Genomic DNA, 24591 nt, shown 5'->3' with positions numbered 1-24591 from the left:
ACCGGTGTTCCTGCTTCAGCCTGCCGGAGGGCAAAGACGATCTGCTGTTCCGTGAATCGTTTCTTCATGTCCTGTAGGCTCCATTTTGTTAGTGCAAATGTACCCTTTTTTTCTCACTCAAAATGGACCAAGTTACGGGGGTCACAACCTTTCAAAAGCAATAGCTTCTTGGTTTCGCTGAATGTTCCTGCTTGTCCCGTAAGGGATCCTGCGGAAAGTCTGTAGAAGTATACTCCGCTCGGTAGATTGATTGCATTGAAAGTCACTGAATGATTGCCTGCGGTCTGGCGTTCGTTGACCAATGTCTCTACTTCTCTACCAAGGACGTCGTAGATCTTCAGTGTTACCATGCCATTTAGTGGCAACTGATAACTGATTAAGGTTGATGGGTTGAACGGGTTCGGATAGTTCTGGCTAAGCCAAAAGTGTTCAGGGAAATCTTTTGAGGGTCGCGTTACTGCGTCGATCATTTCCGATAGCTGTCGCCGCCAGACGCCAGCCCCGATGGTGGCGGCAAAGAGATAGCCGTTCGAGACCGCAAGCGAACTAACGTTTAGGTTTGTCAAACCAGTATCAACTGACACCCAGTTGTCACCGTTATCAGTCGAGAGAAAAACCCCTCCTTGTGTAGCAGCGAAAAGATTTTCCTTGTAAACTGTAAGTGACAACACTTGCAGGTTTTTCATGCCGGTGCTAACGGCAACCCAGCTTTTGCCTGTATCTGCAGAGCAGAACACGCCATTGCTTGTGCCGATAAACACCCTTTGGCCTAGCGTTGCAAATTGACAAACATTTGTATTCCTCCATGAGCTGTCGCTACGAGACCAGGTTCTCCCAGCATCGGTGGATTCGAACATGGCGCCGGGTCCAGCCGCAAGCATATTATCTCCGAAAATACATACCGCCACGAAGTAAGTGGCATCATGAGGATCTGAAACAGGTTGCGACCAGTCTCTGCCACCATCAGTTGAAAGATAAACCGCTGCGTATCCTCCGGCCAACATTTCTGATCCAGATACAGCTAAGGAGTAGGTACCCGCACCCAATATGGCGTTCCAGGATGAGCTTATGTCAGTTGAGCGGTAGAGTGTACTAGTGCTCGCGGCGAACAGAGTTTCTCCGGAGGCAACGACAAGACCAATGGAACCCTCAACATCACCGAGCATTCCACCTGATGTCCAAGAGTCACCGCCATCGGTCGATCGTAGAACACGGTTATCCCGCAAACATGAGACAGTAAATAGACTGCCCCCTGCCACGGCGATGGAATAAACGAGTGTGTTTGCCAAACCAGAATCGGCATCCATCCAGGTTGCCCCTTCATCTGTTGAACGTGAAATGCCCAATCCAAAGGTAGACTCAGCTTTGTCGAACATGGCGAAAAGATTTCCACCTGATGCCGCAACTGGCATAGCCATTTCCAAACCACTGCAGGTATTGAATGTGCACACGCTTCGCCATGTTGTGCCATTATCGGTGGATAGGAACGGAGCATTGAGTGTTCCAACAAAGATGTTCGAGTCGTCTATGGCAATGGAATAAACGGGGACGTTTGGCACGCTGGTGCCGGACCAATTGGTCCCATTATTGGAAAAGAATAGCCCCGTTTGAGTCCCAGCGAAAAGTCTCGTCCCCGAAACGGCAAGAAAGGTTATGCTGCTATCTCCCGAGACGGGATCCACTCGGCTCCAATTTAAGCCCCAATCTGAGGAAAGAAAGATGCCATGTTCAGTTCCGATAAATAAGCTGGTGTCCGAAACCAGAAGCGAAGTGATCGAATATGAATTGGTTTGGACCGGTCCGGCACTGACAACTGTCCACGTTTCACCCTCATCTCTGGAAAGGTAAAGGGTTTCCTGGTCGCCGGCAAAAACGTTTGTCCTTGACGCGGATATGCTAAGAATCTGTGTGATCGGAATCCCGTTGTTGGAGATCCCCCAGCTTTCGCCGTTGTTGGTGCTTACAAAGACTCCTTCGCTGGTAGAAGCGAAGATCTTTGAATCTGAAAAAGCAATTTGCCAAATATCTCTGGGAACGTTGCCATTTGAGTCTGCCGTCAGGCCATCGTTAACGGCTTTCCAACTGCTGCCACTGTCGGTTGAACGGAAGATCCCACCATTGAACGAAGTCGCTAAGAATAGATCCCCTCCCTTGGCTCCCGTCGCGTTTACCCAACCACCATAAGGCCCATTTGTCTGAACCCATTGGGCGGGCAGTGGACTTCTGGCAACAAAGATAAAAGCCGTCATCACTAAAATCAGCAGTCTGTTTTTGATAAGACGTCCTCCTTTCTTGAACCGTTAAGGACAATTGCAACTAACGCCCGAAAGCAATGAAGCAACCACAATATATAAAAATGCGGAGCACCCTTTTGAGTTTGCGAGTTGCAGTTCCCCGTCTCATTTCAATAAAAGAAGCTTCTTCGTGGCGCTGTATGTTCCTGCTTGAATCCGATAGAAATATACTCCGCTCGGCAAGTTGCTTGCGTTGAAATTGACCGATTTGTATCCCGCGCTTTCATTCTCATTCACCAAAGTCACCACTTCTCTGCCGAGCACATCATAAACCCTTAGTGTTACATGACTGTTCATCGGCAGCTGGTAATTGATTACAGTTGTTGGATTGAACGGATTGGGATAATTTTGAGAAAGGCCGTAGCTGGCCGGGATGCCGTTCCGATTTCCCAATCCGACTAAGTAGTAACGATTCCCGCCCAGCAGGAACTTTGTCAGCCTATAAACTGAATTGCTCAGGATATAAAGCGTATCAGACCAAATACCACTCGTGTCTGGAGCAAATGAGACTAATAATCTTAGCGTATCGCAAATTGTGACAGTATCGTGGATCGAGGCAACGGTGAAGTACTTGGTACCAGTATAAAGGGAGTCGATGATAAGGGAAGCCGGCGACGCGTTGGTAATCTTAACGGTGTCTATCACTACGGATCCCTTATGTATCGATGAATAGTCAATGCCGGATTCGTAGACCGATATCTGCGGAACGGCTTTGATCCCGCTTAACGGCACCTTGATTATGGGAATCGTCGAGTTGCTGAGAATGTAAAGGGTATCCGAATAGGTGACCGTCGTGTCTGGCTTGAACGAGATAGGGAGATCCAGTGTATCGCCAAAAACGATCATTTCCTGCACCGATGAGACTTTGAACCACTTCGTCTTAGTGTATACCGAATCGATACTGAGAGTCGCTATCGAACTGTTCGTGATTTTAATAGTGTCTGTCTTAGTGGAGTCAAGGCAAACCTGGCCGAATTCGACTCGGAGTTGATTCAGTACCACCTGCGGCACCGCTTTGCTCCCGCTCAACGGTACCTTCCTTAAGGGAGCAGTTGAATTCCCAAAAATAAAAAGCGTGTCCGAATATGTCAGTGCGGTATCCGGAGTGAATGCGACGCTGAGGCCAAGGCTGTTTCCATAATTGAGCGTATCATGGATCGATGAAGTAACGAACCACTTCGTGCCTGTAGTAACGGAGTCGATAATGAATGGCTGTGAAGCGTAGTTGGTTATTCTGAGTGTATCTAACTTTGTCGAGTGTGAAAGCACAGGGCCGAAAGCAATCGACCGATCGCTGAGTAAAACGCCTCCGACGTTGCTCAAATAGGCTGCTTGGACTTTCTGCCACTCCTCCGAGGAATTATAAGAGGCAAGGTCGGCATCATTCCAGATCAAAGACCCGACCGGGAGGCCATCGATTTGTGAAATAACGGATGACTGACCGAAATTCTCAGTCAGGTCGGTGAACCTGGTTATCCCGCTCCCGTTTTCCGTCTTGTATCCGGGAATAGTTTGCGGATTATAGTCACCATAGATGTATTTACTCCCGGTGATGTTCGGCGGCGGGACGGAGAAAAATCTTGGATCCATCCACTGACTTTGAGTCCACTCTCCCATGCTCGTCACCACAGATGCGTCGGCGATTCCGGGAGTCTGCATGTTGGGGTTCGCGGCCGATGTTTCCTCTTCGACGAATCCGCAATCGGGAGATGCGTAACCGCCGCCGGGCCGGTACTTAGAGAACGAAGCCTGAGTACGCTGGTTCATCCATTCAGCCGGGAGGTTATTTATTTTCCATGGCCCATTCGAACTTAGTTGCACAATCAGACTCAAGTATGAAGGGGGAGTCCCGAGCGCGGGATCCACGAACGTCGGAGATTTATAATACCCGTTGATCAGCAAAGAGTCGTCATAGTTAACGTTGTTCGACACATATACTCTCATGTTACACAGAAACAGGTCTGAAGTATAATGCGACGAATCGCCGGCATAATATTTCTGTGGTACCACTACTCTGTATTTGGCGTTGACTGAATCGATATTGATTGTGCTCATGAATTCGGAATCCGGATCCAATCCGGCATAATAAGTTACATTTGTATCTTCACCGACCCAGTTCTGGTTGACAAATATATTATTGGTGATGTAAAGCTCATGGTAGAACGGGGAAAGGAGCCAGTCTTTCATGCTGTTGATGATGGTATTGTGGTTGAAGTAGGCAAAGTCGGTAAGCTTACCTTGCTGGACACAGAACATCAAACCGGGTGTTGTAACAGTATTGTTTTCGAACCAGAGAGTGTCTACCGGATGGTCGCATTCGAAGATTCTCGATCCCCACCACTGTTCCTCATTGAACATATTGCGGAAATAGGAGTTGGTTATGAAGACCTCAGCCTCATGGGGGTAGCCGCCGGCGGATTCATTTGGGTTGAAACAATCGAAGAGCGCATCTTTGCTGAATTCAAACAGGCAGTTGTCGATTGTCAACCTTTGAGGCAGGTTGTTGGCCGTACTGCAGGAGAAAAGGTCCATAGTCTGGGATCCATCCATCTCCATGGTCTGGTAATGTATGTTCACCAACTTAATACTGCCGCAGACTTCGTTGACTGTACTTGTACCTGCAGAAAGACCGAGGCCGACTCCCATGCCATTAGTCGGCTGTACCAGGATGATCGGTTTCGTCGTTCCGTAGCTTGATGGTACACCTACTATTGTCAACGTGCAGCCGGGATCGTACACATTGATAGGAGCCAATTGGTAGTACACCTGTCCTTCGTAAAGTGCGTAGACCCGGTTGGGATTTCTCCTGGCAGTGCCAATAGTATCATTGTTGATGGTCGTTTCCGTCGAGCCCGCGTTTTCCGCGCCGAGAAGGGTACCGCCGGGGATGTAGATGGTATCCGCATTCGCCGCTATTGTGCGAGCATGGTACTTCGTTCCAGCGTTTGCAAAGCTTGAAACTACCAAGCCAGCTACAAAGCATAGTATAACTTTTGCTCTCATTTCTCTCCTCCTCACTTGGTTGAGACGATTGCAAAATAGATACTTGAGACCTCTATATTTTTGGTCTATTTCTGCTTACGTTCCGCGTTTTCTCCGGATATTTTAGCGACTTTCATCTGATTAAAACTAACTTCCTTGTCTGGGTAAACGAACCTGCCTGCAGTCTGTAGAAATACACTCCGCTCGGCAAGTTGCTTGCGTTGAATGTCACGTAGTGGTTGCCTGCGGTCTGGCGCTCGTTGACCAAAGTGGCAACTTCCCTTCCGAGCACATCGTAAATCTTTAAAGTCGCGTAGCAACTTACTGGCAATCGATAGCTGATGACCGTCGACGGATTGAGCGGATTGGGAAAATTCTGCGAAAGAGAGAATTCTGCCGGAAGATCGCCATCTGTTTCCTTGATTCCAGTAATCATTTCAGACAGCGTTCTCCGCCAGACACCACTGACGGTCCCCGCAAAGAGGTTTGTGCCATTGACAGCAATAAAATCAACTTCTTGGTCGATCAGCCCAGAGTTGACTGCTACCCAGCTTGCCCCGGTATTCGTGGAAAGATAAACGCCGCCGTCATAAGTGCCGGCAAAGACGTTCGTGCCGGAGACGGCAAAACCGCTGACAGATCCATTTGTCAATCCGGTGGCAGTCCAGGTTGCGCCGCTATTAGTGGAAAGATAAATACCGCCGCCATAAGTGCCGAGAAAGATATTTGTGCCGGAGAGGGCAAAAGCATCAACAATAGTATTCGGGGGCAATCCTGAATTGGTTACTGTCCAGCTTCCACCATAGTTGGTCGACAGAAAAACACTGTCGCTGGTTCCAGCAAAAATATTCGTGCCTGAGACGGCAAAAGCGCTGACAAAAGCGCTTGCTGGCAATCCTGAATTGACCGCAGTCCAGCTTGCGCCGTTGCTTGTCGACACAAAGACACCCCCGCCATTAGTCCCGGCAAAGAGATCTGTGCCTAAGACTGCAAGGGCGTAGACCTTTTTGTTCGTCAAGCCTGTATTGACCGCTGTCCAGCTTGTGCCGTTATTCGTCGAGAGATAGACACCGTCACCATAACCCCCGGCAAAGAGATTCGCGTCGGAGATGGCAAAAGCATCGGGCACACAGTTTGTTGGAAATCCTGAATTGACCCGAGTCCAGCTCGCGCCGTTGTTCGTCGATAGGAGGACACCATTGTATGGCGTCCCAGCGAAGAGATCTGAGCCGGAGGAGATGATACTACTAATAGCAAGGTATGGCACGCCGATTTGAGTCCAGCTTGTACCGTTATCGGTGGAGCGAAAGACACCGCCGCCATTAGTCCCGGCGAAGAGATTCGTGCCCGAGAAGGCGAGAGACCCGACAGTGGTGTTCGTCAATCCTGAATTGACCGCAGTCCAACTTGTGCCGTTGTTGGTCGAGAGATAAACACCGTCACCAGAGGTCCCGGCAAATAGGTTTGTGCCTGAGATCGCAAGAGTTTTGATAGTGACATTAGGCAAGCCAGAATTGACCGCAGTCCAGCTTGTGCCGTTGTTGGTCGAGAGGAAGACACCGCCCGAACTGGTTCCAGCAAATAAACTTGTGCCGAATAAGGCAAGAGATGCCACATTAATGTTCGTCAAGCCGTTATTGACCGCTGTCCAGTTTGTGCCATCGTTAGTTGACAGGAACACGCCACCACCCGAAGTCGCCGTGAAGACATTCGTGCCGGAGAAGGCAAAAGCATTTATAATATTATTCGTCAAGCCGTTATTGACTGCTGTCCAGCTTGTGCCGTTGTTAGTAGATAGAAAAACTCCGCCGCCATAAGTGCCGAGAAAGATATTTGTGCCGGAGAGGGCAAGAACGTCGATAACGTTATTTGTCAAGCCGTTGTTGACCGCTGTCCAGCTTGTGCCGTTGTCGGTGGAAAGAAACACTCCGCCACGATTGATCCCCTCAAAAAGATTCGTTCCGGAAACCGCAACACCCATGACATTGCCGGTAGTCAAGCCGTTAACGACCGCAATCCAGTTTGTACCATTGTTCGTTGACAGAAAGACACCGGAGCCAAAAGCTCCGGCATAGATGTCTGTGCCGCCTGCCCCGTTGGGAGAGACGAAAAAAGAATTGACGTCACCACCGTAAGGACCTGTTTGAACCCATTGAGCATCCAATGGATTCATGCCGGTGAATAGGCAAAACAATACAAACAGGAACCCGCCTCTGCGGACATTTCGTAAAACATTTTTCATGTGCATCTCCTTTCTTAAAATACCGGAGGGCAGTTGCAACTAACGTCCGGCGAGCAAAAGTCCGTGCCGTCCATCGAGATTTTCTCATTAAGGGCGGCATGAGGCGACCACGACATATAGAAATGTGCCTGCGCACCGAAGTGCCTGCCTGCACGAAGCGTTTCGCGTAGGCAGGCTTCGGCACACAGGTGCGGAGCGTCTTTTTGCCGCGTGTTCTCTGCAGCCGCCCGAGTGATCATTCTAACTCCTTTGCCCAAGCAGGCATGGCTGGTCCTATGTGCTTTTTTACCATCTTTAATTTCCCGCTACTCAATTCTTCAAGACTCCAGATCCATTGAGTATTGCCTTCCCGTTCTGGATTCGCCTGCACGCTACACTTCAGTCGTCTAATCAGAACATACGAGCCGTTGATAAACTTGTAGGTGTCATCTTCTCTGTTGAATGTACCTGGGTAATCAACAGAGAAAGTTTTCACGGTACGGTTAGTCAAATCGAATTCTGGCTCATCATTGAGTTGCGAGGACATTCTCTCGTCCCGTCCAAAGCGCCCTATTTTGGGGTTATACAACCAGTAAGAATAACTGCTTCTACCGAGGATTTGATGCATACCAGTCAATAACATCAGATCGCCGTATCCATCGTAGTTCAAATCCATCATCCATAATGGCTCTACATATTCAGACTGGTCAGACGAAACACCGAAGTCATCCTCGATGGTTTGGATAGTATCTCCTGTCTCGACATCTGACACAACAATTTTAAGCCATTCTCCGCGATAAGCCATGTAATGGAAACTGTAATTGGGCATTGTATCATTTATCGTCAGGACGTAAACAGTATCAATGACTATTTCGTCCTGCAAGGAATCTGACGGTAGTCCCTGAGCCTTAGTTGGAAACGGCGCAAAAAAGAGAATTGCTATTAGCATTGAGAGGATTTTCATCCCCGCAATCCTCCATTCAGGCGGTTGCAGATAACGTCGGCCGCATGACGCCGTGCCGCCGTTCCATGAAATACATATGACGGCGGCATGAAGCGAGAACGATATATAAAAACTACGAGCGCCGTGATGCGGCATGTTAGGCGCAGGCACGCTAACGATCAATGGAGTCTTTGGTGGTTGTTTTGAATATGTTGTTCACGAGCTTCTTTATTGTCTCATGAACTGCGAACTTCCCATGATGCGTTTTCTTGTATTCGTATTCATGTTCCTCCAGAAGGATGTACGTTCCAAAAGGTTCACCAAGAATCGCCTCTTTGTTTACGGTTGTTAGGTCCATTCCATAAGCATCCTTTATTATCCTCTTGTTCACAATCCGAAGCGAATCCGACACCATCCGCTTCGAAGTGACCGTTTGAATATCTCCGCCATGGTCACTTCGATCGAGTTCAACAGTCTCCATCTCGCCGTCAACAAGCACCTTCTTTTCGTAGTCAAAGCGATCACTGTAAACGTCCTCGATCGTGACAAGAGTGTCATGTTCGAACCTGTATTTGGAGTACCCACCTCCCGTTCCACCCAATGAAAGGCTTTGGGAGGTTATGGTTCCGTCATTACCACTTGATAGCTCGCTCAAGCCTGATAGTTCCTCTGAATACTGGAAACGATTTTCCTGCGGTTTGAATAACCATACATTGCTCGGCTGCAGCAAGTTGTAGTCATCCTCGTGAATCATAAGGTCCTCGTACCTGTCGGAATTGATATCAATAAACTCTATCTCATGGTGTGAATGCCCTGAGTCTGGTATCTCCTGAACGATATTGCCTTTTGCAGGATCAAATATATTGATGACTTGAAAGTACTCGAGTTGGCTGGGAGCCGCGTTGGTGTCATCCAGCGTTATCGTCTCAAAAATGAGTATCGTGGACGCACCGATGTTAACAGTATCCATCCTGTCCAGCACAGTATCCGTCACGGCATGATCGAAAACTTGGTCGTGATCTTGAGCAAAGCTTGGATTGCAACAGCAAATCGCAACCAATACGAACAGTATGTGTTTCATCATTTTCCTCATCAGTGGCCAATCATCTATGATCAGCGTGCTTGCGCATAACGTCCTGCGGGACAAAGTCGTGCCGCGCTCCTTGTAGCCTATTATGTGCGCGGCATGAAGCGAGATCGATTCTATATAATAGTCGAGCGTCGTGATTGCCGCTGTTAGCCGCTGGCACGAGACGATGGGCATCATTGATAACCGCCTTTCGCAGGAGGAAGTGCCTTGTACTCTGGTTTGGAAGCAACGATGTCCCCTATCAATTGTGTTATGCTCTCGATGAAATACTTGTACTTGTTATGCGTGGCAAGCTCAAGCCCACTATCCCAAACCACCGTCTTATCTTTCCCGTTATATTTTACCCGCAGAACTTGCGTACCCAGATTGGGAGATATAGTTTCGTTGGCAGGGAATTTATAAATAGTGTCAGGTAGAGAGAAGAACTTGTAGCGCTCCAACGCAGTAGCGATGATTTCCTGTTCTCTGGTTGTCAGCCACATTGTGGTCTTCACGGTTCCAGGGATGAGATCCTTCTGGTACGTTCCGTGGAATGTGTCCAACTCATCAAGCGCACCTGTGTGAAGAAATATTTGAACAAATTGGACATCGTGGCTGCCCTCGGACGAGGAAGAAAAGAGACAACAGCCCGCGAATAACAGGCATCCGACCAATGGAACGAACATTTTCACATTTGACTCCGAAACTTGATCTGAATAAAGCGCGTCTCGTGCTTGCGGCTAAGGTCCATCGGCTAAATGTCTGTGCCGTTGCGAAGTACTAATGCTGCGTAGCATCCAGAACGTGAGCAACGACATGAAGCGAACACTATATATTTTCATGATGAGCGTCTTTTAGCCAATTGTTAGCCGCCGTTACTGTATGTTTTTTAGAATCTTCTCTTCATATTCTGGTACATTAATCGACTTCACCATATCTATGATGAGCTGAGCTTTCCATACGTGGCCGAGTTGCAGTGACTCCGTAATTACGATCCCTTCCTTCTTCCCAGTTTGTAGCTCTTCAAGGAACTTCTTCTCCTGTAACATTTCCATGCTCGCATAGATACCAAGAAACTTTTGAACGCTGCCGACACCTGTGCCGCCCTGCTCCATCTCGTAGGTCCCATAAGAAACCGCGAATACTGGCGATCCTGACATCCCAGGAAAGGCAGAAACATCGACTACAAAAAGTGGTTTACCTGAGAAATCAACATTTGGTTCGGATGCGATGCTACCCGTCTTCCAGATCGGCAGAGCATTCACGGTGTCCTCATAACCGTAGGGGTAGCCAACAAGCGTAACTCTTGAAGAAGGACGCAACTTTATCGGGGCCTTTGTCCATTGTTCAGAGATGCCAAAGACTTTACAGTCCTGATAAGCACCAGAGGCTAACGGTATGATCGCTACGTCCGCGTCAGGGTAAAGCTTACTAAAAATCCAGGTGGGATCGCCGAGCTTTGTAAATAGTGGATAGCGAACCTCTTTCAGGTTACCGGTATTCTTTTCATCCTTGTGGAAGAAAAAGATGACGTTATCCCCGATGGGGGGCTTCCTCTCAATGGGGGCGGAACCCGTGAGAACATGATAATTTGTAACTAGAAAGATCACCGTCATGTTCTTTGCCGTGTCTTGCAAAGCATAGTAGAAACCTGTTCCCTGAGAAACCACAGAATTCCCCTTCAGTAGCAAGACTGGCGTAGTAATCATCGAGATATGTTCAACATTGGGCTGAGCGTTCATAGGTTGTACCGATAGTAGAATTGAAATTAGGAGAATAAATACTTTCATTTGCTCCTCACAGTAATGGCGGCTAACTACTTGGTTAACGTATTCGTTAATCATGCTTATTCGGTTTGGTTAACGAACTGTTTCGTTTATTTTCTTCTCGATTGAAGTCCACGACATCATTCCCACGGCCCTCGTGTCGATGGGAGAATGTAATTGCCCTCCGTGTAAAGATCAAAGAACGAATTAGCTCAGATAGCGCCGGTCATTTCATCAGCAACAGCTTCTTGGTTTCACTGAATGTTCCTGCTTGTCCCGTAAGGGATCCTGCGGAAAGTCTGTAGAAGTATACTCCGCTTGGTAGATTGCTTGCATTGAAAGTCACTGAATGATTGCCTGCGGTCTGGCGCTCACCGACTAGCGTCTGCACTGCCCTTCCGAGAACATCATAAACCTTCAATGTCACAAAAGCGTTTGCGGGTAACTTGTAGTTAATAGTCGTTGTGGGGTTGAATGGGTTGGGATAGCTCTGATCAAGTTGATATGCTATGGGTATCTTCTCCAACGAGGGGTGTACATTGACAATGATTTCCGATAACGGCCTTCTCCACACTCCTGCGCCGCCTGCCCCTGCGAAGACATTATTCCCGCAGACACTAAGGGCAAGAACTTGACTGTCTATCAGTCCGGTATTGATTGCGCTCCAGATAATACCGCTATCGGAAAAAACAAATACACCATCAGAAGTGCCCGCGACCAGGGCATCGTTGCCTGCGGCAAGAGAAATAGCGGAACCGGTCAATCCTGAAGACGTATTGGTCCAGCTCGCACCGAAGTCGGTGGATCGAAAAATCTGATTGTAAGTTCCGGCAAAAAGATACGAACCGATCACCGCAAATGAGTATATATCAAGTCGTGTAATTCCGGAGTCGACTTGAGTCCAATTCATTCCGGCATCAACTGAACGAAGCACCCCGTCTGAATCTGTGCCTGCGAATATGACAGACCCAATCGTAGCGAATGCAGTAAGCGATGATTTCGTGTATTCTGAATTTACCGGAGCCCAACTTCTGCCATAATTGCTAGAACGAAAGAGGCCGCCGGTTGTCCCTGCTAAGAGGACCGAATCAGATGCGAGTATTGAGATGACGACCTTATTTGTCAAGCCGGTGTCTATTGCGTTCCAACTCGTCCCGTTGTCACTGGAGACAAATATTCCCTGCCAGCTGCCGACAAGAAGACTAGTACCATCTGTCGCAAGCGAAAGAATACCTGTCCTTGTTGGCAAATTGGAATTGATGCAAGCCCAGTGTGTTCCGCCGTCGCTGGAAACAGACAGGGTTCCTCCGAAACCGCCCGCAAAGAGGCTAGTCCCGCTGGAGACAAGGCACGAGATGAATGCATTTGCCATTCCCGAACTGGTGTTCGTCCAAGTCGCACCCTCATCAGTGGAAAGAAAAACACCCCGATTCTCGGTTCCTGCAAGAAGATTGGAGCCGCTCACAAAAACACGATGAACGTTCGGGTCCATTGCATCTGAAGAGACTTTCGTCCAGCTGGCGCCATTATTCGTTGAACGGTAGATGCCGCCGCCATCTATGGCTGCAAAAATCTCCGTGCCTTTTGCTATGATAGACTCAACGGTGTATCCCCCGATGGACATCCCTGAGTCAGCCTCAGACCAGCTCAACCCATTGTTCGTTGACCGAAGCACATAACCAATTGTCCCTGCGAATATGCTGGAGCTGCTGAAGGTGATACAGAAAACACCCGGTATGGTTAATCCGATGTTGATTGGAGTCCAGCTTGTTCCTTTGTCCGTGGAGACGAAGAGCACATTCTGCAACGTCCCACCAGGCCACGGCAGTGTTCCGGCGAAGACACTGCTACCATTCACACCTAGAGAACGAACGTCAAGACTGGTCAGTCCGGAATCGACTGCTGTCCAGCTTGCTCCATTGTCTGTAGAACGAAATATCCCGTGCCTCGTGCCAGCGTACAGGTCAGTGTTATCAGCGCAAAAGCAATTTGCCTCAGGATTCGACACCGGGAGATTTACCGCGGACCAGGTTGCGCCATCATCGGTGGAACGGAAAATACTGTTGTTAGCAGCGCCGACAAAGAGTTGGGATTCACTGACAGCAATACAAGTGATAGATAACTCCGCCAACCCTGAATTGACTGCGGACCAATTCGCCCCACCGTTGGACGAAAGGAAGACGCCGCCCGACGTGGCTACAAAGAGCGCGGAACCGTTTTCTGCAAAACCACGCACAGGACCGCCGGAGGGTCCGTTTGTCTGTACCCATTGAGCAACCGAAGGACTCGTGCAAATGAAGACAGCAGCGACCAACACCATGAGACGAAGGATGTTTTTCATGACTCTTACTCCTTTCGTAAGGCGTCAAAGACAACTGCAGCTTACAAATAATTATGCTGCGATGTCAGCTAATATGGGTGGTGTGAAGCGTCGACATAATACCACCTCGCTCGTAGAGAACCCAACGCAACGCTTGTCTTTCATGACGGCGCATTCCCGCAGCCCTATCGTGTCGTTGGAAGAATGTAATTGCCCTCCGTGTAAAGATCAAAGAACGAATTAGCTCGGATAGCGCCGGTCATTTCATCAGCAATAGCTTCTTGGTTTCAATGAATGTTCCTGCTTGTCCCGTAAGGGATCCTGCGGAAAGTCTGTAGAAGTATACTCCGCTGGGTAAGTTGGTACCGTTGAAGCTTACGACGTGTTTCCCTGCGTCTTGATGTTCATTGACTAGTGTTTTGATTTCTCTACCGAGTACATCAATGAGCTCTAATGTCACAAAGCAGTTCGCCGGCAACTGGTAAGTGATGACTGTTGAAGGGTTGAACGGATTCGGATAGTTCTGATAAAGTGAGCAAGACCTGGGAACGGCATCTCCATTTCTGCCAATACGTGTCGATGTTGTACTCCCCGGCCAAGGCATCACACATTCACCGGGAGTTGGAGCGGCCCCTACGGGTAAAGCGGAAAAACTATTTACTGAAATGCTGTCGCGCGGATGATATTCCAATATCACCATGCAACCGTCGCCGTTTCCGTCTCCTAGACCGTACCCGTTTGGATTCAAGGGAAAGTTTTGATAGTCTGCTACCAATTGGTCGACGTTAAAGCCATCGAGATCGGGCGAAACCATATCCTCAAGGTTGTAGGATTCCTCAACCATATGCCCACAAACCACCAATCCTATGTTCCGATTCTTCCTTATGAAGTTTTCCCAGAGACTGTCACCGCTGTTTGAGGAGTTGTCCAACTTGTATGCCTGGGGGCCATACTCAAACGAGATTCGGTTTTCTTGATCCTCAAGATATGCATGAGTGGCAAGAATGACCTCTGCCTCTGGGTGACAGTCAAGAACAGAGTCCGCCCAACTCAAAACGGACTTGCGGGGAAAAAATTCCAATGCCAAAATCAAATACTGCTGATTCTGTATTGAAAAAGTTATGTAGTAATTCTGTGTGGAGTCCGGGCAGGCACCTCCGAACCAATACTTGCCACCATAGTGACTAGGCCCGAATAACTTATTGAACTTGGTATCAGCTCTCGATCCTGAGCTATTCAGAGAATCGTAATCGTGGTTCCCTATACAAACGACATAAGGCAATCCTGTACTATCGATTACATTCCAACCTTTCACCGCTTCGTTCAACTCACTGTCCACGGGCTCATTAATATTGTCTCCCAGACCAATCACGGCTTTAATGTTCCGGTTCGAATTATTGTCTCTGACCCAATTCGGCATGCTCTCCCAGCGCGCATGGTCGTATTGTACCATGTTCTGGATATCCGGGAAAAGAACGATCATGAATGAATCCGCACTTGCCAAACTTGGTGTGAATCTCGCCGTATCATGGTAACTTTTGCCCGCTTGCGCATCGGTCTTAACAATTGAGAAGGTGGCAATCACGAGTGCAGCTATTATCGGCTCAAATGATCGCCGGAATATCGCCACGCCGGCATGCCCCCTGTTCTCACTATGGCAAGTCACTTGCATAATATCATCTTCATTGTCTTAACATAACCCTGAGTTGACAAGCGATAGAAGTATACCCCGCTCGGCAAGTTGCTCGCATTGAATGTCACCGAATGGTTGCCTGCGGTCTGGCGTCCATTGACCAGAGATTCAGCTTCTCTTCCGAGAACATCAAATACTTTCAGGACCACAATGGAGTTGGTGGGCAATTCATAACTAATGACCGTTGAAGGGTTGAACGGATTAGGATAATTCTGAGCTAAGAGAAAGGGTGGTGTTGTTCCAATAGGTTTGCGGATTCCACTGACGAGATTCGTCATCATTGGGCCAAGCGTATCTTTCAAAAACGGGCACAAGGTATAATAGCTCGAGCTGTCTGGATAGCCATAATCAGCGCTTACAAATCCACATTTATAACCCGTTGAGTCTGAGCTCACCTTAAGCGAGGAGAAATTGAACCCGCATTTGGTAACAATCTTTTCACCATTGTAACTACTGAAATGAAAAACTCGAACACCCAGTCCCTCGAACATATGAATGTACTGACCTGATAGTGTGTCGAACACAGGAATTGACCCGATCCCTACCATAGTTTGTAGCGCCAAATAAAGCGGGACACCTGATTTCGCATCACAAATCTCATAAGTTATCTTAACCACGGAATCAGGTTGGAGAAATTGATCGAGCCTGACACCTGTGAATCCCCAAGTAAAACTAATTCGGCTTGTGTCATCTTCAAGTGTTATGGTGTCCGACTGAAGGTAGTTAAAGACACTATCCAAGGGAATGCTTGGAGGAAGTGAATCATAAGGGATGAGATTAATTATCCGTGTAGTACCGCCTGTCGTAACCCACGGTGGTCCCACCTCAATTTGTAGCGATCCCGCTGTTTCGTTAGTTCCGTAATTGTTTATGTATACGTATCGGTCGTGTATGGTCCAGAGTTGCGCTTGCGCATCCCCGAACTGTGCAAACAACAACAGGAGTAAACTGGAAAGCAAAGTCTTTTTCACGTTCTTCACTCCTTTCATTCCATTCAAGAAGTAACTGCGCCTGTCTCAGCGCATCGACCCGCTTATTTCAAGAGCAACAGTTTCTTTGTATTACTGAATGTTCCTGCTTGCAGCCTGTAGAAGTAGACTCCACTCGGTAGATTGCTCGCGTTAAAGACAACTGAATGACTTCCTGCCCGCTGACGTTCGTACACCAGTCTGCTTATTTCTTTTCCAAGGACATCAAAGACCTTAATTGTAACGAGTGCGTTTTCCGGCAGATCATACTTGATGGTGGTAGTTGGATTGAAAGGATTCGGAAAATTCTGGTGAAGCTCAAAGTGGAATGGGATTACGCGTCTATCATTTGGCACCGCGGTCATGATTTCATCCAACGGCCTGCGCCAGACACCGTCACTCAGTGTTCCGGCAAAAACGAAACCGTCATGGACAATAATTGAATAGATACCATAACCCTTCATTCCCTCGTTCGAGTTCGTCCAGGTCACGCCCCGATCGGTGGAGAAGAAGAGCCCAAGGTTTGTTCCGGTGAAGAGGATGGTATCATAGGTGGCGAAACAGAATGAATAAGCGTCAGCCAGCTCAATGTCAGCAGGCTCCCATATCCCCCCTCCATCTGCCGACTTGAAAATTCGTCCGGACTGGGTAGCTGCATAGAGATTTACGTCGTCCACAATAACTGCGTTAATGGGATAGCCTCTATATGCCTTACCGATATAGTACCAGCCGGTACTCGTACGGACGTAGCGATCTATGCCATCTCCACGCCTGCCTACAAACAAAAGAGAATCTCGAGTAGTCATCATCTCGACGGCCGGATATGTTATTCCCGAATCTAATGACATCCAGGATCGCCCCTTATCGGTCGTGGCGAAGACGCCTGTCAGTGTCCCGGCAAAGACGGCGCTGTCGCCCTCTGCAAGTGATGTAACAAACCGATTCCCAAGAGATGAATCTGTGAAACGCCAGTTGGCGCCGTTATCTATAGAAACGAAAACTCCACTTGATGTACCGCAGAATAGAAGCGTGTCTTCTACTGTGAGGGAGGAAACCGAGTAATTTGTCAGTCCATTGTTGATCGGTGTCCATTTATTGCCTTCGTCGGTTGTCATGAAATTTCCCGCGTTGGTTCCCGCGAGAAGGTTCGACCCCTTCACAATAATGCAAGGCACATTTGTATTTATTGTACGGAGATCTACCGCAAACCAGGTCGATCCCAAATCCGAGGAAGAAGCAACTCCGTTCCCGGTGGCTACAAATACGGACCCGCTGAGAACTCCAAACGAGTATACCCAGAGACCGACGGACCCGGCCGGTAGGAGTCCGGTATTCGCCTGCTTCCACGACTTTCCATTGTCAGAAGAAGCACTGTCACCATGCTGCTGACCACCTTAATTGTCATTCCCGAATCAGACTCTGTCCAAGATCCGCCGTGGTCTGTTGAAACGAAGATTCCGCCCATTGTGGCGGCAAACATGTATGCGCCTGAGACGTTAAGGCTCGACACGAACTTGTTCAACAATCCAGAATCGGCGGGCTCCCATGTGACTCCATTGTCAAAAGAGCGAATGATCCCTCCGCCATCGGATGCACTGAGAATGAAGCCACCGCTGCTGGCAAAGCTTGAGACCTGAGCGTATGAGTAGACGGAATCCACGTGTGTCCAGGTATTGCCGTGGTCTGAGGAGCGGAAGATGCCGTTTCCGTAAGGCGCGGCGAATACGATTGAGTCAATGCTCGCAACATAGCAGATCAGGGTGTCGAGGCGCTGATCTTCACCTGCCGGATACCAACTGGCACCATCGTTTACTGTGCTGAACAACCCCTTCGAAGTAGCTGCCAGAAGGGTGCCGTCGTCGTTGGCCAAAGCGTAGATGTGAATGCTCGGGAGGTTTGAACTGACTCGCTTCCACGATACGCCGGAATCAGTTGAAAGATAAACTCCGTCATCTGAGACGCCGGCAAACAACTTCGTTCCCACAGTCGCAAAGCAATTCACGATAGGCCCCCCGTATGGACCGTTAGTCTTGACCCACTGAGCATGAAGCGGCCTTCCAAGAAGCGATACGAGAATCATGTACGTTACTAATCTTAATGCACTTTTCATGACCACACCTCATATCTCTGTGAAATCGTACTCGGCTGGTGTCTTATATAATCCAATCGGTATAGCCTCGCAGCTTCTTCCTGATGTCTTTATCGAAGCGTGCCAAACCCACATCTTTCTCATTGATTGTAATCCACGACATCATTCCCACAGCCCTTTTGTCGATGGGAGAATGTAAATCTCCTCTAAGTGAAGATCAATGGAACGAGCTAGTTCAGATGAAACCAGTCATTTCACCAGCAACAGCTTCTTCGTTTCACTGAATGTTCCTGCTTGTCCCGTAAGGGATCCTGCGGAAAGTCTGTAGAAATATACTCCGCTCGACAAGTGGCTCGCATTGAATGTCACCGAATGGTTGCCTGCGGTCTCGCGCTGATCGACTAGAGTTTCGACCATTCTTCCAAGGGCGTCATACACATTTAAGACTACCAGAACACTGGTTGGCAAGTTGTAGCTAATGACCGTGGATGGGTTAAAGGGATTAGGGTAATTTTGATCAAGGTGGTACACGCTGTGAATAGTTGCAGTCCTGGTATCGACAGCGGTCATTTCAGAAAGCGGTCTTCGCCAAATACCGCTCAAAGTGCCAGCAAATAGATCCGTTGCGTCAACGCCAAGGCAAAAAATGAGCTTGTCAGATAGCCCCGAATCCACTTCTGTCCAGTTTGTACCACCGTTTCTCGAGAGAAATACACCACTGTCGACGGTTGCTGCAAATATACTTTGCCCATTGAGAGCTAATGCAACGACAGGGCTTCCTGGAAGGTTCGTGTTAACGTAAGTCCAAGATACTCCCGCATTTCTAGAGCAGCGGATTCCGGTTAAAGACAAGGTTGCAGCGACGGCTTCCGAATCTTTTGCGAAAAGAGCTGTGACATTATCAAAGTGTTTGGCGAGGGAGTCGAAAGGAACTGTAGGGTCGGCAAATGTCCAAGTCTCGCCTTTGTTTGTTGAGAGGAAAAGTCCTCCGTATCTCGTTCCAGCAAGGAAGTTTTCTCCTGAGATTGTTAGGAAATTCACCTGGCTCACTGTGTCAAGACCAGAGTTGATTGCGCGCCAACTTCCACCAGAATTTGTCGAAAGGTACACACCATGATTTAGGAAACCCACTAATACATAGGTGTCGTTTGCAGCAAGGCACAATGGGAAATCGCTCGGCAATCCAGCGTCTATCGCTAACCAAGTCACACCGTAGTCAGTGGAGTCCAGCAGGCTATTCGAGGAAGAACTATTAGTCGCGATGAAGACGTCGGTCTCGTTGGCCCCAAGAGCGGTAATATTAGCGGGAGCTATGCCAGGGTTGATCTCGATCCAATTTGTGCCGTTATCGGTTGAACGAAAAAGACCGCCATTGGTTCCCGCGAAAAGAACTGTATTTATCTCCACAATGGACCCAATCCGAAGATCCTGGATCCCAGCTTCCTTAACCCATTGGGCCGGTGAAATTGCCGGCAGCAACATCAAAATGAAGTTAGCAATAAATATGGAAATCGTTTCTAATGAACTCATTCCAAGCTCCCTTCCTTGCGGTCGCAATGGCAAATTTCTCCTAACTTCTGCGCGAATCACGCCTGCGTGCTGAAGCCTGCCTACGCGAAACGCTTCGTGCAGGTAGACACTTCGGTGCGCAAGCATGTTCGTGCGCCGCTTCTTCCTGATGTAGAGTGCGCGCCACGAAGCCTGTCCGCCGTCCCGCAAGGCGGGACTTGCGGAAGGCGGGCGAGCTGGTTAAGCACTTCGTGATTATGATCGCTGTTGCGTCTGGATGGAACATGAACGCCCGTACTTGGCAGTCATGCTCTTCGTGATCATTGAGATTCCGACTTACCACTTTTTCAGCCCTAATATCTTGCACAAATTTAGACTGATCCCGAGTGAAAGACAACATTAACCACTTTACTTACTAAATGAATTTCCCAAAGTCGGGCGAAAGATGAAACGTAACGTGGAGGAAGGTCGTGTGCGATAAAGGCGGTTCTGCGATCTTCAGTAACGCCTCGAAGTCTCCTGTCTTCAGTTGAAATCTAATTCAAGGTCAGGCCACTGAAGGATTGACGATCGAGGGTGACTTGTAACGTGCTATCGACGGCTCAGAGCATCACCAAAACTGTCATCAAAAATGTTGCCAACTTAACCAAAATATATCGTAAGCGTATAAGCAAGAACGCGATTATGCAAGAACCAAACGGTTTGAAAACTTCTTAGCAGACTACGGATCTGAGGGTTGGGGGTTCTCGCAAAGCGATCCGCCTCTGGCGGAGAATCACTCCAGGCGCACTGATTGCGGCATTTCTCATGGGGGTGGACGTCTTACACTGATTTATTTCTGTCAGAGTCCGGTAAAGGTTCGGATTGTAAATCCCTCTGTGACCATCCCTTGCTGATATCTACTGTCGATGATCTTAGCGCCCTTGCTCTTTACCCCACCAACAGCTAAGTGAATTGTCAATGGCACAGAACCTAAATGCAATTCATGTCAAGAAGCGGTCTGACTAGATCTCTATCAAGTAACCTTTTTTCTTTTTCCGGCTCGCGATGCGCCCCGAGCTGTGCCTAATACTTCTCTCTACTGAAGCGATTGTTTTGCTTACGGAGATCGGCAAATTGGAGAATTCGATTTCCGGATTTTTGTCCTCCGCGAATTCGAGGCGGAACTCCACCAGTGCGGCAACGGCGGACTCCGATACGCTTTCAATTCCATTGAAATCGAGATTCAGAGTGGTCGAGTTCTTCATATATTCGTCAGACCGTTCTCTCCACATGGATATAACATTTCTGACAAGCCTTTCTGCCGAGTCACGCGAATTGAGTTTCTTAGGGATTGATCCTGCAACACGAACAGTAAATTCAAGATTCTTTTTCTCTCTCATAGGTCTCCTAAAGGATCAATATAACACATTCGCTGCAGGATACCGCATCGGAGTTGAGCACGGAGTTTGATCTCCCGCTGGACCGCCCTAAGAGCCGTCCCTGTTCGATTTCACATCCATGCGCTCGATATTCTTCGTGTCATCAGAGTCTCTACACCGGCTTACCTGTGCGCGCGTCTCGGTGATATTTGTCCTCACCCAATGAATTCCATTTGCCCCATCATCGATCCATGTCTCAATTTCCTGGAACGGAGGAGAACTTCCCCTCGGGTTTTGCAGGTCGCGATCTATATTCTTCATTCTAGATTGATCCGTTTCTTTATGAGGTTCTTAACGCCACTTATGATGACGCTTGATTTCATTTGCAAACGCAAAAGCTTGTTTCTCATCGTTGAACCAATCCGACGAGATCTGCTTCTTGAAGCAGAGAAACTTGGTCCAGCACTTCACCACCCACGACGCAGGATCGGATTCACGATGGATCAGCTCGATGAAGCAGTCACGGGCATTCGATATGACTAGGGTTTTCAAGAGCAACTCGTCACAATCAGCCACTTAGGGCTCCAAGCATTTCCATCTGTCCCCTGAGCCGATCCGCACAAAATCACCGATGCCAGAACCGGTTCATTCAATTTATCTTCCACCATTCCCGTCTTCAGATCCAATCCTCTTCCCTCCCATTATAGATTGTTGTCGTATCTCGCATCGACAAGCGGCACTCCAAAATTAGCACCGCCTGGCGACCGAGAAGCATGCCCTACCTAGAGGGTGCTTAAAACGGTTTTCATAAGTCGGCACCAGCATCGGAATGCGACACACTCGATTGTCCAACCAGTCAAGATGAGTGAATGCCAGCGCGCCTCGACTTTGCTAATCCGTTTCTTAAGAGAAACATCCTGAAACGCAAATATCTCCATGCCAGTGAGTCATAGAGCCTGTGAACATTCAGCCAGTTGATCGCAGTGAGACCCTTGTACTTTGCTGATATGCCGTCCACCAACTCGCCCAGCGATTTTCTCCAATAGCTGACGCTACCGCTCCATAGTTTTCTCAGTAGTCGTCCGATTCTTTTCAGTTCCATTTCTTGATTTCCTTTCTCATGTTCAGCCCACCCGTAAAGATCAAGGGATGCAATATTGAATAAGTTCATATTGAAAGACCAGCACGTGATATCAGGATCCCTCTCCATCCAGTAAGATGAAGGCTCGACGCGATGGTTCCACCGCGGGATGACTCCAGTGAACGGAGAGTAATTGTTAACACGGAGTTTAACTGTCGATCACAGATGCACTTCTAACGATGGCCTTGAGGGTCCCCTCTGTGTACTTGTGGTTCACCGACTCGAGACGGTTATGCATAGAGAGTTTCTTCATGATGTTCTGCACGTGACCTTTTACCATCCGTGTCGGCGCGTGCAGCTTCCGCCCTATTTCCTTATCGGTCATGCCATCGCCAAGATATCCGAATACTTCCTTTTCAGTCTTGCTCATGCGCACCGACTCCGTCGATTTTATTCTCTTGCTCTTGATCGCATGCTCGACAATCTTCGAGAAGAGGGAATCGGAGAACTTGGGCGGGAGAGCCTGTGCACCTTCCGCTACTGCGCGAATCGCCGCCAGAAAATCGTCGAAGGTAGTATCCTTCAGAACAAAGCCGGACGCACCGGCATTCACGTACTGTCTGATGTCGCCCTGCAAAGGAGCAAGGTCCATCACAACTACTTTCGCTTCTGGAAATTCCTTCTTCACGATTCCAACTGTATGCAGACTGTTTTGACTTCGGAGATCCAGATCTAAAAGGATGATATCAGGTTTCATCTGGTGAATCTTAAGGATGGTACTGTCGATTCCATCTGAAACGGCGACTATCGCGATATCTTCCTGTCGCCTGAGAATCGCTATTAGTCCTTCGCGGAGTAAGTGGTTCTCTTCGATAAGCAGCAATCTCGTTTTTTTCATATAATGCTCCGGCATTTTCGCCTCTTAAATCGTTCGGAGAATTCGGTGTCTTCCTCACTCCATTTCATGAGGCAGGAACGATTTTCTAAACTGGACATGGTAATATATTACAGGATCATAAGGGGGTATTCAATCGTCCAGGAGGATGAAAAGCGGACTAATTCTCTTCAGAACAGATTTATTCTTCTATCAGGGATATGCTTTCCTCCGTCTTCACAATATCCTGGTTCGTAAGAGCATACTTGGCAATCTGAACCCTGGACCGAAGGAGGAGTTTTTCGAGGATATTGTGCACGTGACTTTTCACCGTGTAGGTGGAGAGGTGAAGCTTATTCGCAATTTCTTTGTTTGATAATCCGTCCGTGATCAGTTCGATCACCTGGCGCTCCCGCTTTGTCATTCTGACGGATTCGATGACTCGTGGAGGGATCGCGCCGCTTACAGCCTGTTCCACGATCTGCGAAAAGAGCGAGCCGGTCATGAGCGCCGGCAGAACCTTTTTACCGTGGGCAACCGACCGGATAGTTTTCAGAAAATCCGCGGTCGTGGCGTCTTTGAGCACAAAACCGGCCACTCCAGCCCGCACGAACATCAGTATTTCCGCCTCGGTAGGGGCCAGATCCATCACAATCACTTTTGTCCCGGGAAAATCTGATTTAACCGATTTGACGATCTCGAGACTCCTCTGGCTCCTGAGAGCCAGATCGAGGAGGACGACGTTCGGTTTCAAGTCACGGATTTTTTGGAGAGGCTTTTTGCCTCGACCGCGTTCGGAGACAACCTGAATGTCGGGTTGTCTCTTGATAATCGAGGTAATGCCCTCGCGCAGGAGCGGATTATCCTCGATGATCAGTACTCGAATCTTATCGGCCAAATGTTCCTACCTCCAGGTCAATAGCTCGGGTTCCCGGCCGCACAACTCTAAGGCGGAATCCCGCGGCTTGACTCGAAGACAAGTTACGGATTTGGACGAAGTTGTTCAATCACTCAAGGAGTCATCGACTCTGATGGGAGGGTTGGTATAAGCTTTTGCTGGAGTTAGATCAATGTGGGAAAGGCGTCAATAGCTCCTTCTATTCGCGGTAAGATGCTTCAATCCCGCCTGTCTCCCCTCTGTTCCATTTCCCACCGGGACCAAGACGGGCTCACTTGCAGGACTACTTATCGCCCGGCTGTTTTCATCTTTGAGGTAAGCATTAGGATCATGGTACATTGCTCCCGGGGGAAGCCAGTCCCAAAGCGAGCCAAGATCCTTCCTTATGATGTCGGTATAGAACTTTGGAATTTCCGTCGTTTCCTGCTCGAAGTAACGCCGGAATTGTTCATCGGTGTGCAGCAGCCGCAGGACTTCCGTGAAGTACTTGATTCTCCCGTATCCTTCGGATGAGACCGCCCGT

General features: G+C 48.5%; 20 protein-coding genes. All 20 read right to left on the bottom strand.

What is annotated here, in order from left to right; genetic code table 11:
- Positions 1-113: 113 nt before the first annotated feature.
- Positions 114-2249, bottom strand: coding sequence for a T9SS type A sorting domain-containing protein (locus VIS48_03690; protein ID HEY9165245.1), 2136 nt, complete (start codon positions 2247-2249; stop codon positions 114-116).
- Between the two features lie 150 nt (positions 2250-2399).
- Complete coding sequence (locus VIS48_03685; protein ID HEY9165244.1) at positions 2400-5297, bottom strand: choice-of-anchor D domain-containing protein; 2898 nt, start codon at positions 5295-5297, stop codon at positions 2400-2402.
- 112 nt (positions 5298-5409) lie between these two features.
- Positions 5410-7518 (bottom strand): T9SS type A sorting domain-containing protein, encoded by a 2109-nt coding sequence (locus VIS48_03680; protein HEY9165243.1) that lies wholly within the window; start codon positions 7516-7518, stop codon positions 5410-5412.
- Positions 7519-7753: 235 nt separating this feature from the next.
- Entirely contained in the window at positions 7754-8461 is a 708-nt protein-coding gene (locus VIS48_03675; GenBank protein ID HEY9165242.1) for a hypothetical protein, read from the bottom strand.
- Between the two features lie 151 nt (positions 8462-8612).
- The gene (locus tag VIS48_03670) at positions 8613-9707 is read right to left on the bottom strand and encodes a hypothetical protein (GenBank protein HEY9165241.1); all 1095 of its coding nucleotides are present in this window, start codon (positions 9705-9707) and stop codon (positions 8613-8615) included.
- Positions 9704-10201: a hypothetical protein gene (locus VIS48_03665; GenBank protein HEY9165240.1), complete on the bottom strand. Its 498-nt coding sequence runs from the start codon at positions 10199-10201 to the stop codon at positions 9704-9706. Before VIS48_03665 ends, VIS48_03670 begins: the two co-directional genes overlap by 4 nt.
- A 183-nt stretch (positions 10202-10384) precedes the next feature.
- Positions 10385-11299, bottom strand: a complete 915-nt coding sequence (locus VIS48_03660) for a serine protease (protein HEY9165239.1) — start codon at positions 11297-11299, stop codon at positions 10385-10387.
- Positions 11300-11501: 202 nt separating this feature from the next.
- Positions 11502-13616 (bottom strand): T9SS type A sorting domain-containing protein, encoded by a 2115-nt coding sequence (locus VIS48_03655; GenBank protein ID HEY9165238.1) that lies wholly within the window; start codon positions 13614-13616, stop codon positions 11502-11504.
- A 238-nt stretch (positions 13617-13854) separates the two neighbouring features.
- On the bottom strand, positions 13855-15261 hold the full coding sequence (locus tag VIS48_03650) for a T9SS type A sorting domain-containing protein (protein HEY9165237.1): 1407 nt from the start codon (positions 15259-15261) through the stop codon (positions 13855-13857).
- Positions 15258-16259: a T9SS type A sorting domain-containing protein gene (locus VIS48_03645; protein ID HEY9165236.1), complete on the bottom strand. Its 1002-nt coding sequence runs from the start codon at positions 16257-16259 to the stop codon at positions 15258-15260. Before VIS48_03645 ends, VIS48_03650 begins: the two co-directional genes overlap by 4 nt.
- 62 nt (positions 16260-16321) lie before the next feature.
- The gene (locus VIS48_03640) at positions 16322-17371 is read right to left on the bottom strand and encodes a T9SS type A sorting domain-containing protein (GenBank protein ID HEY9165235.1); all 1050 of its coding nucleotides are present in this window, start codon (positions 17369-17371) and stop codon (positions 16322-16324) included.
- Positions 17372-17511: 140 nt separating this feature from the next.
- Positions 17512-18366, bottom strand: a complete 855-nt coding sequence (locus VIS48_03635; protein ID HEY9165234.1) for a hypothetical protein — start codon at positions 18364-18366, stop codon at positions 17512-17514.
- Between the two features lie 228 nt (positions 18367-18594).
- A complete protein-coding gene (locus VIS48_03630) occupies positions 18595-19875 on the bottom strand; it encodes a T9SS type A sorting domain-containing protein (protein HEY9165233.1) in 1281 nt (426 codons plus the stop codon).
- Between the two features lie 983 nt (positions 19876-20858).
- A complete protein-coding gene (locus tag VIS48_03625; GenBank protein ID HEY9165232.1) occupies positions 20859-21236 on the bottom strand; it encodes a hypothetical protein in 378 nt (125 codons plus the stop codon).
- A gap of 87 nt (positions 21237-21323) precedes the next feature.
- Positions 21324-21536, bottom strand: coding sequence for a hypothetical protein (locus VIS48_03620; GenBank protein ID HEY9165231.1), 213 nt, complete (start codon positions 21534-21536; stop codon positions 21324-21326).
- A 30-nt stretch (positions 21537-21566) separates the two neighbouring features.
- The gene (locus VIS48_03615; protein HEY9165230.1) at positions 21567-21791 is read right to left on the bottom strand and encodes a hypothetical protein; all 225 of its coding nucleotides are present in this window, start codon (positions 21789-21791) and stop codon (positions 21567-21569) included.
- Positions 21792-22071: 280 nt separating this feature from the next.
- Positions 22072-22317, bottom strand: coding sequence for a hypothetical protein (locus tag VIS48_03610; GenBank protein ID HEY9165229.1), 246 nt, complete (start codon positions 22315-22317; stop codon positions 22072-22074).
- Positions 22318-22504: 187 nt separating this feature from the next.
- Complete coding sequence (locus VIS48_03605; protein HEY9165228.1) at positions 22505-23194, bottom strand: response regulator transcription factor; 690 nt, start codon at positions 23192-23194, stop codon at positions 22505-22507.
- A 178-nt stretch (positions 23195-23372) separates the two neighbouring features.
- Positions 23373-24068 (bottom strand): response regulator transcription factor, encoded by a 696-nt coding sequence (locus VIS48_03600; GenBank protein ID HEY9165227.1) that lies wholly within the window; start codon positions 24066-24068, stop codon positions 23373-23375.
- Positions 24069-24254: 186 nt separating this feature from the next.
- A partial coding sequence (locus VIS48_03595; GenBank protein ID HEY9165226.1) for a hypothetical protein occupies positions 24255-24591 on the bottom strand: 337 nt, incomplete at its 5' end.

The organism is Candidatus Kryptoniota bacterium, from assembly GCA_036567965.1.
Taxonomy (GTDB): domain Bacteria; phylum Bacteroidota; class Ignavibacteria; order Kryptoniales; family JAKASW01; genus JAKASW01.
The sequence above is the reverse complement of the archived record's forward strand: the minus strand, read 5'-3'. Positions and strand labels throughout refer to the sequence as shown.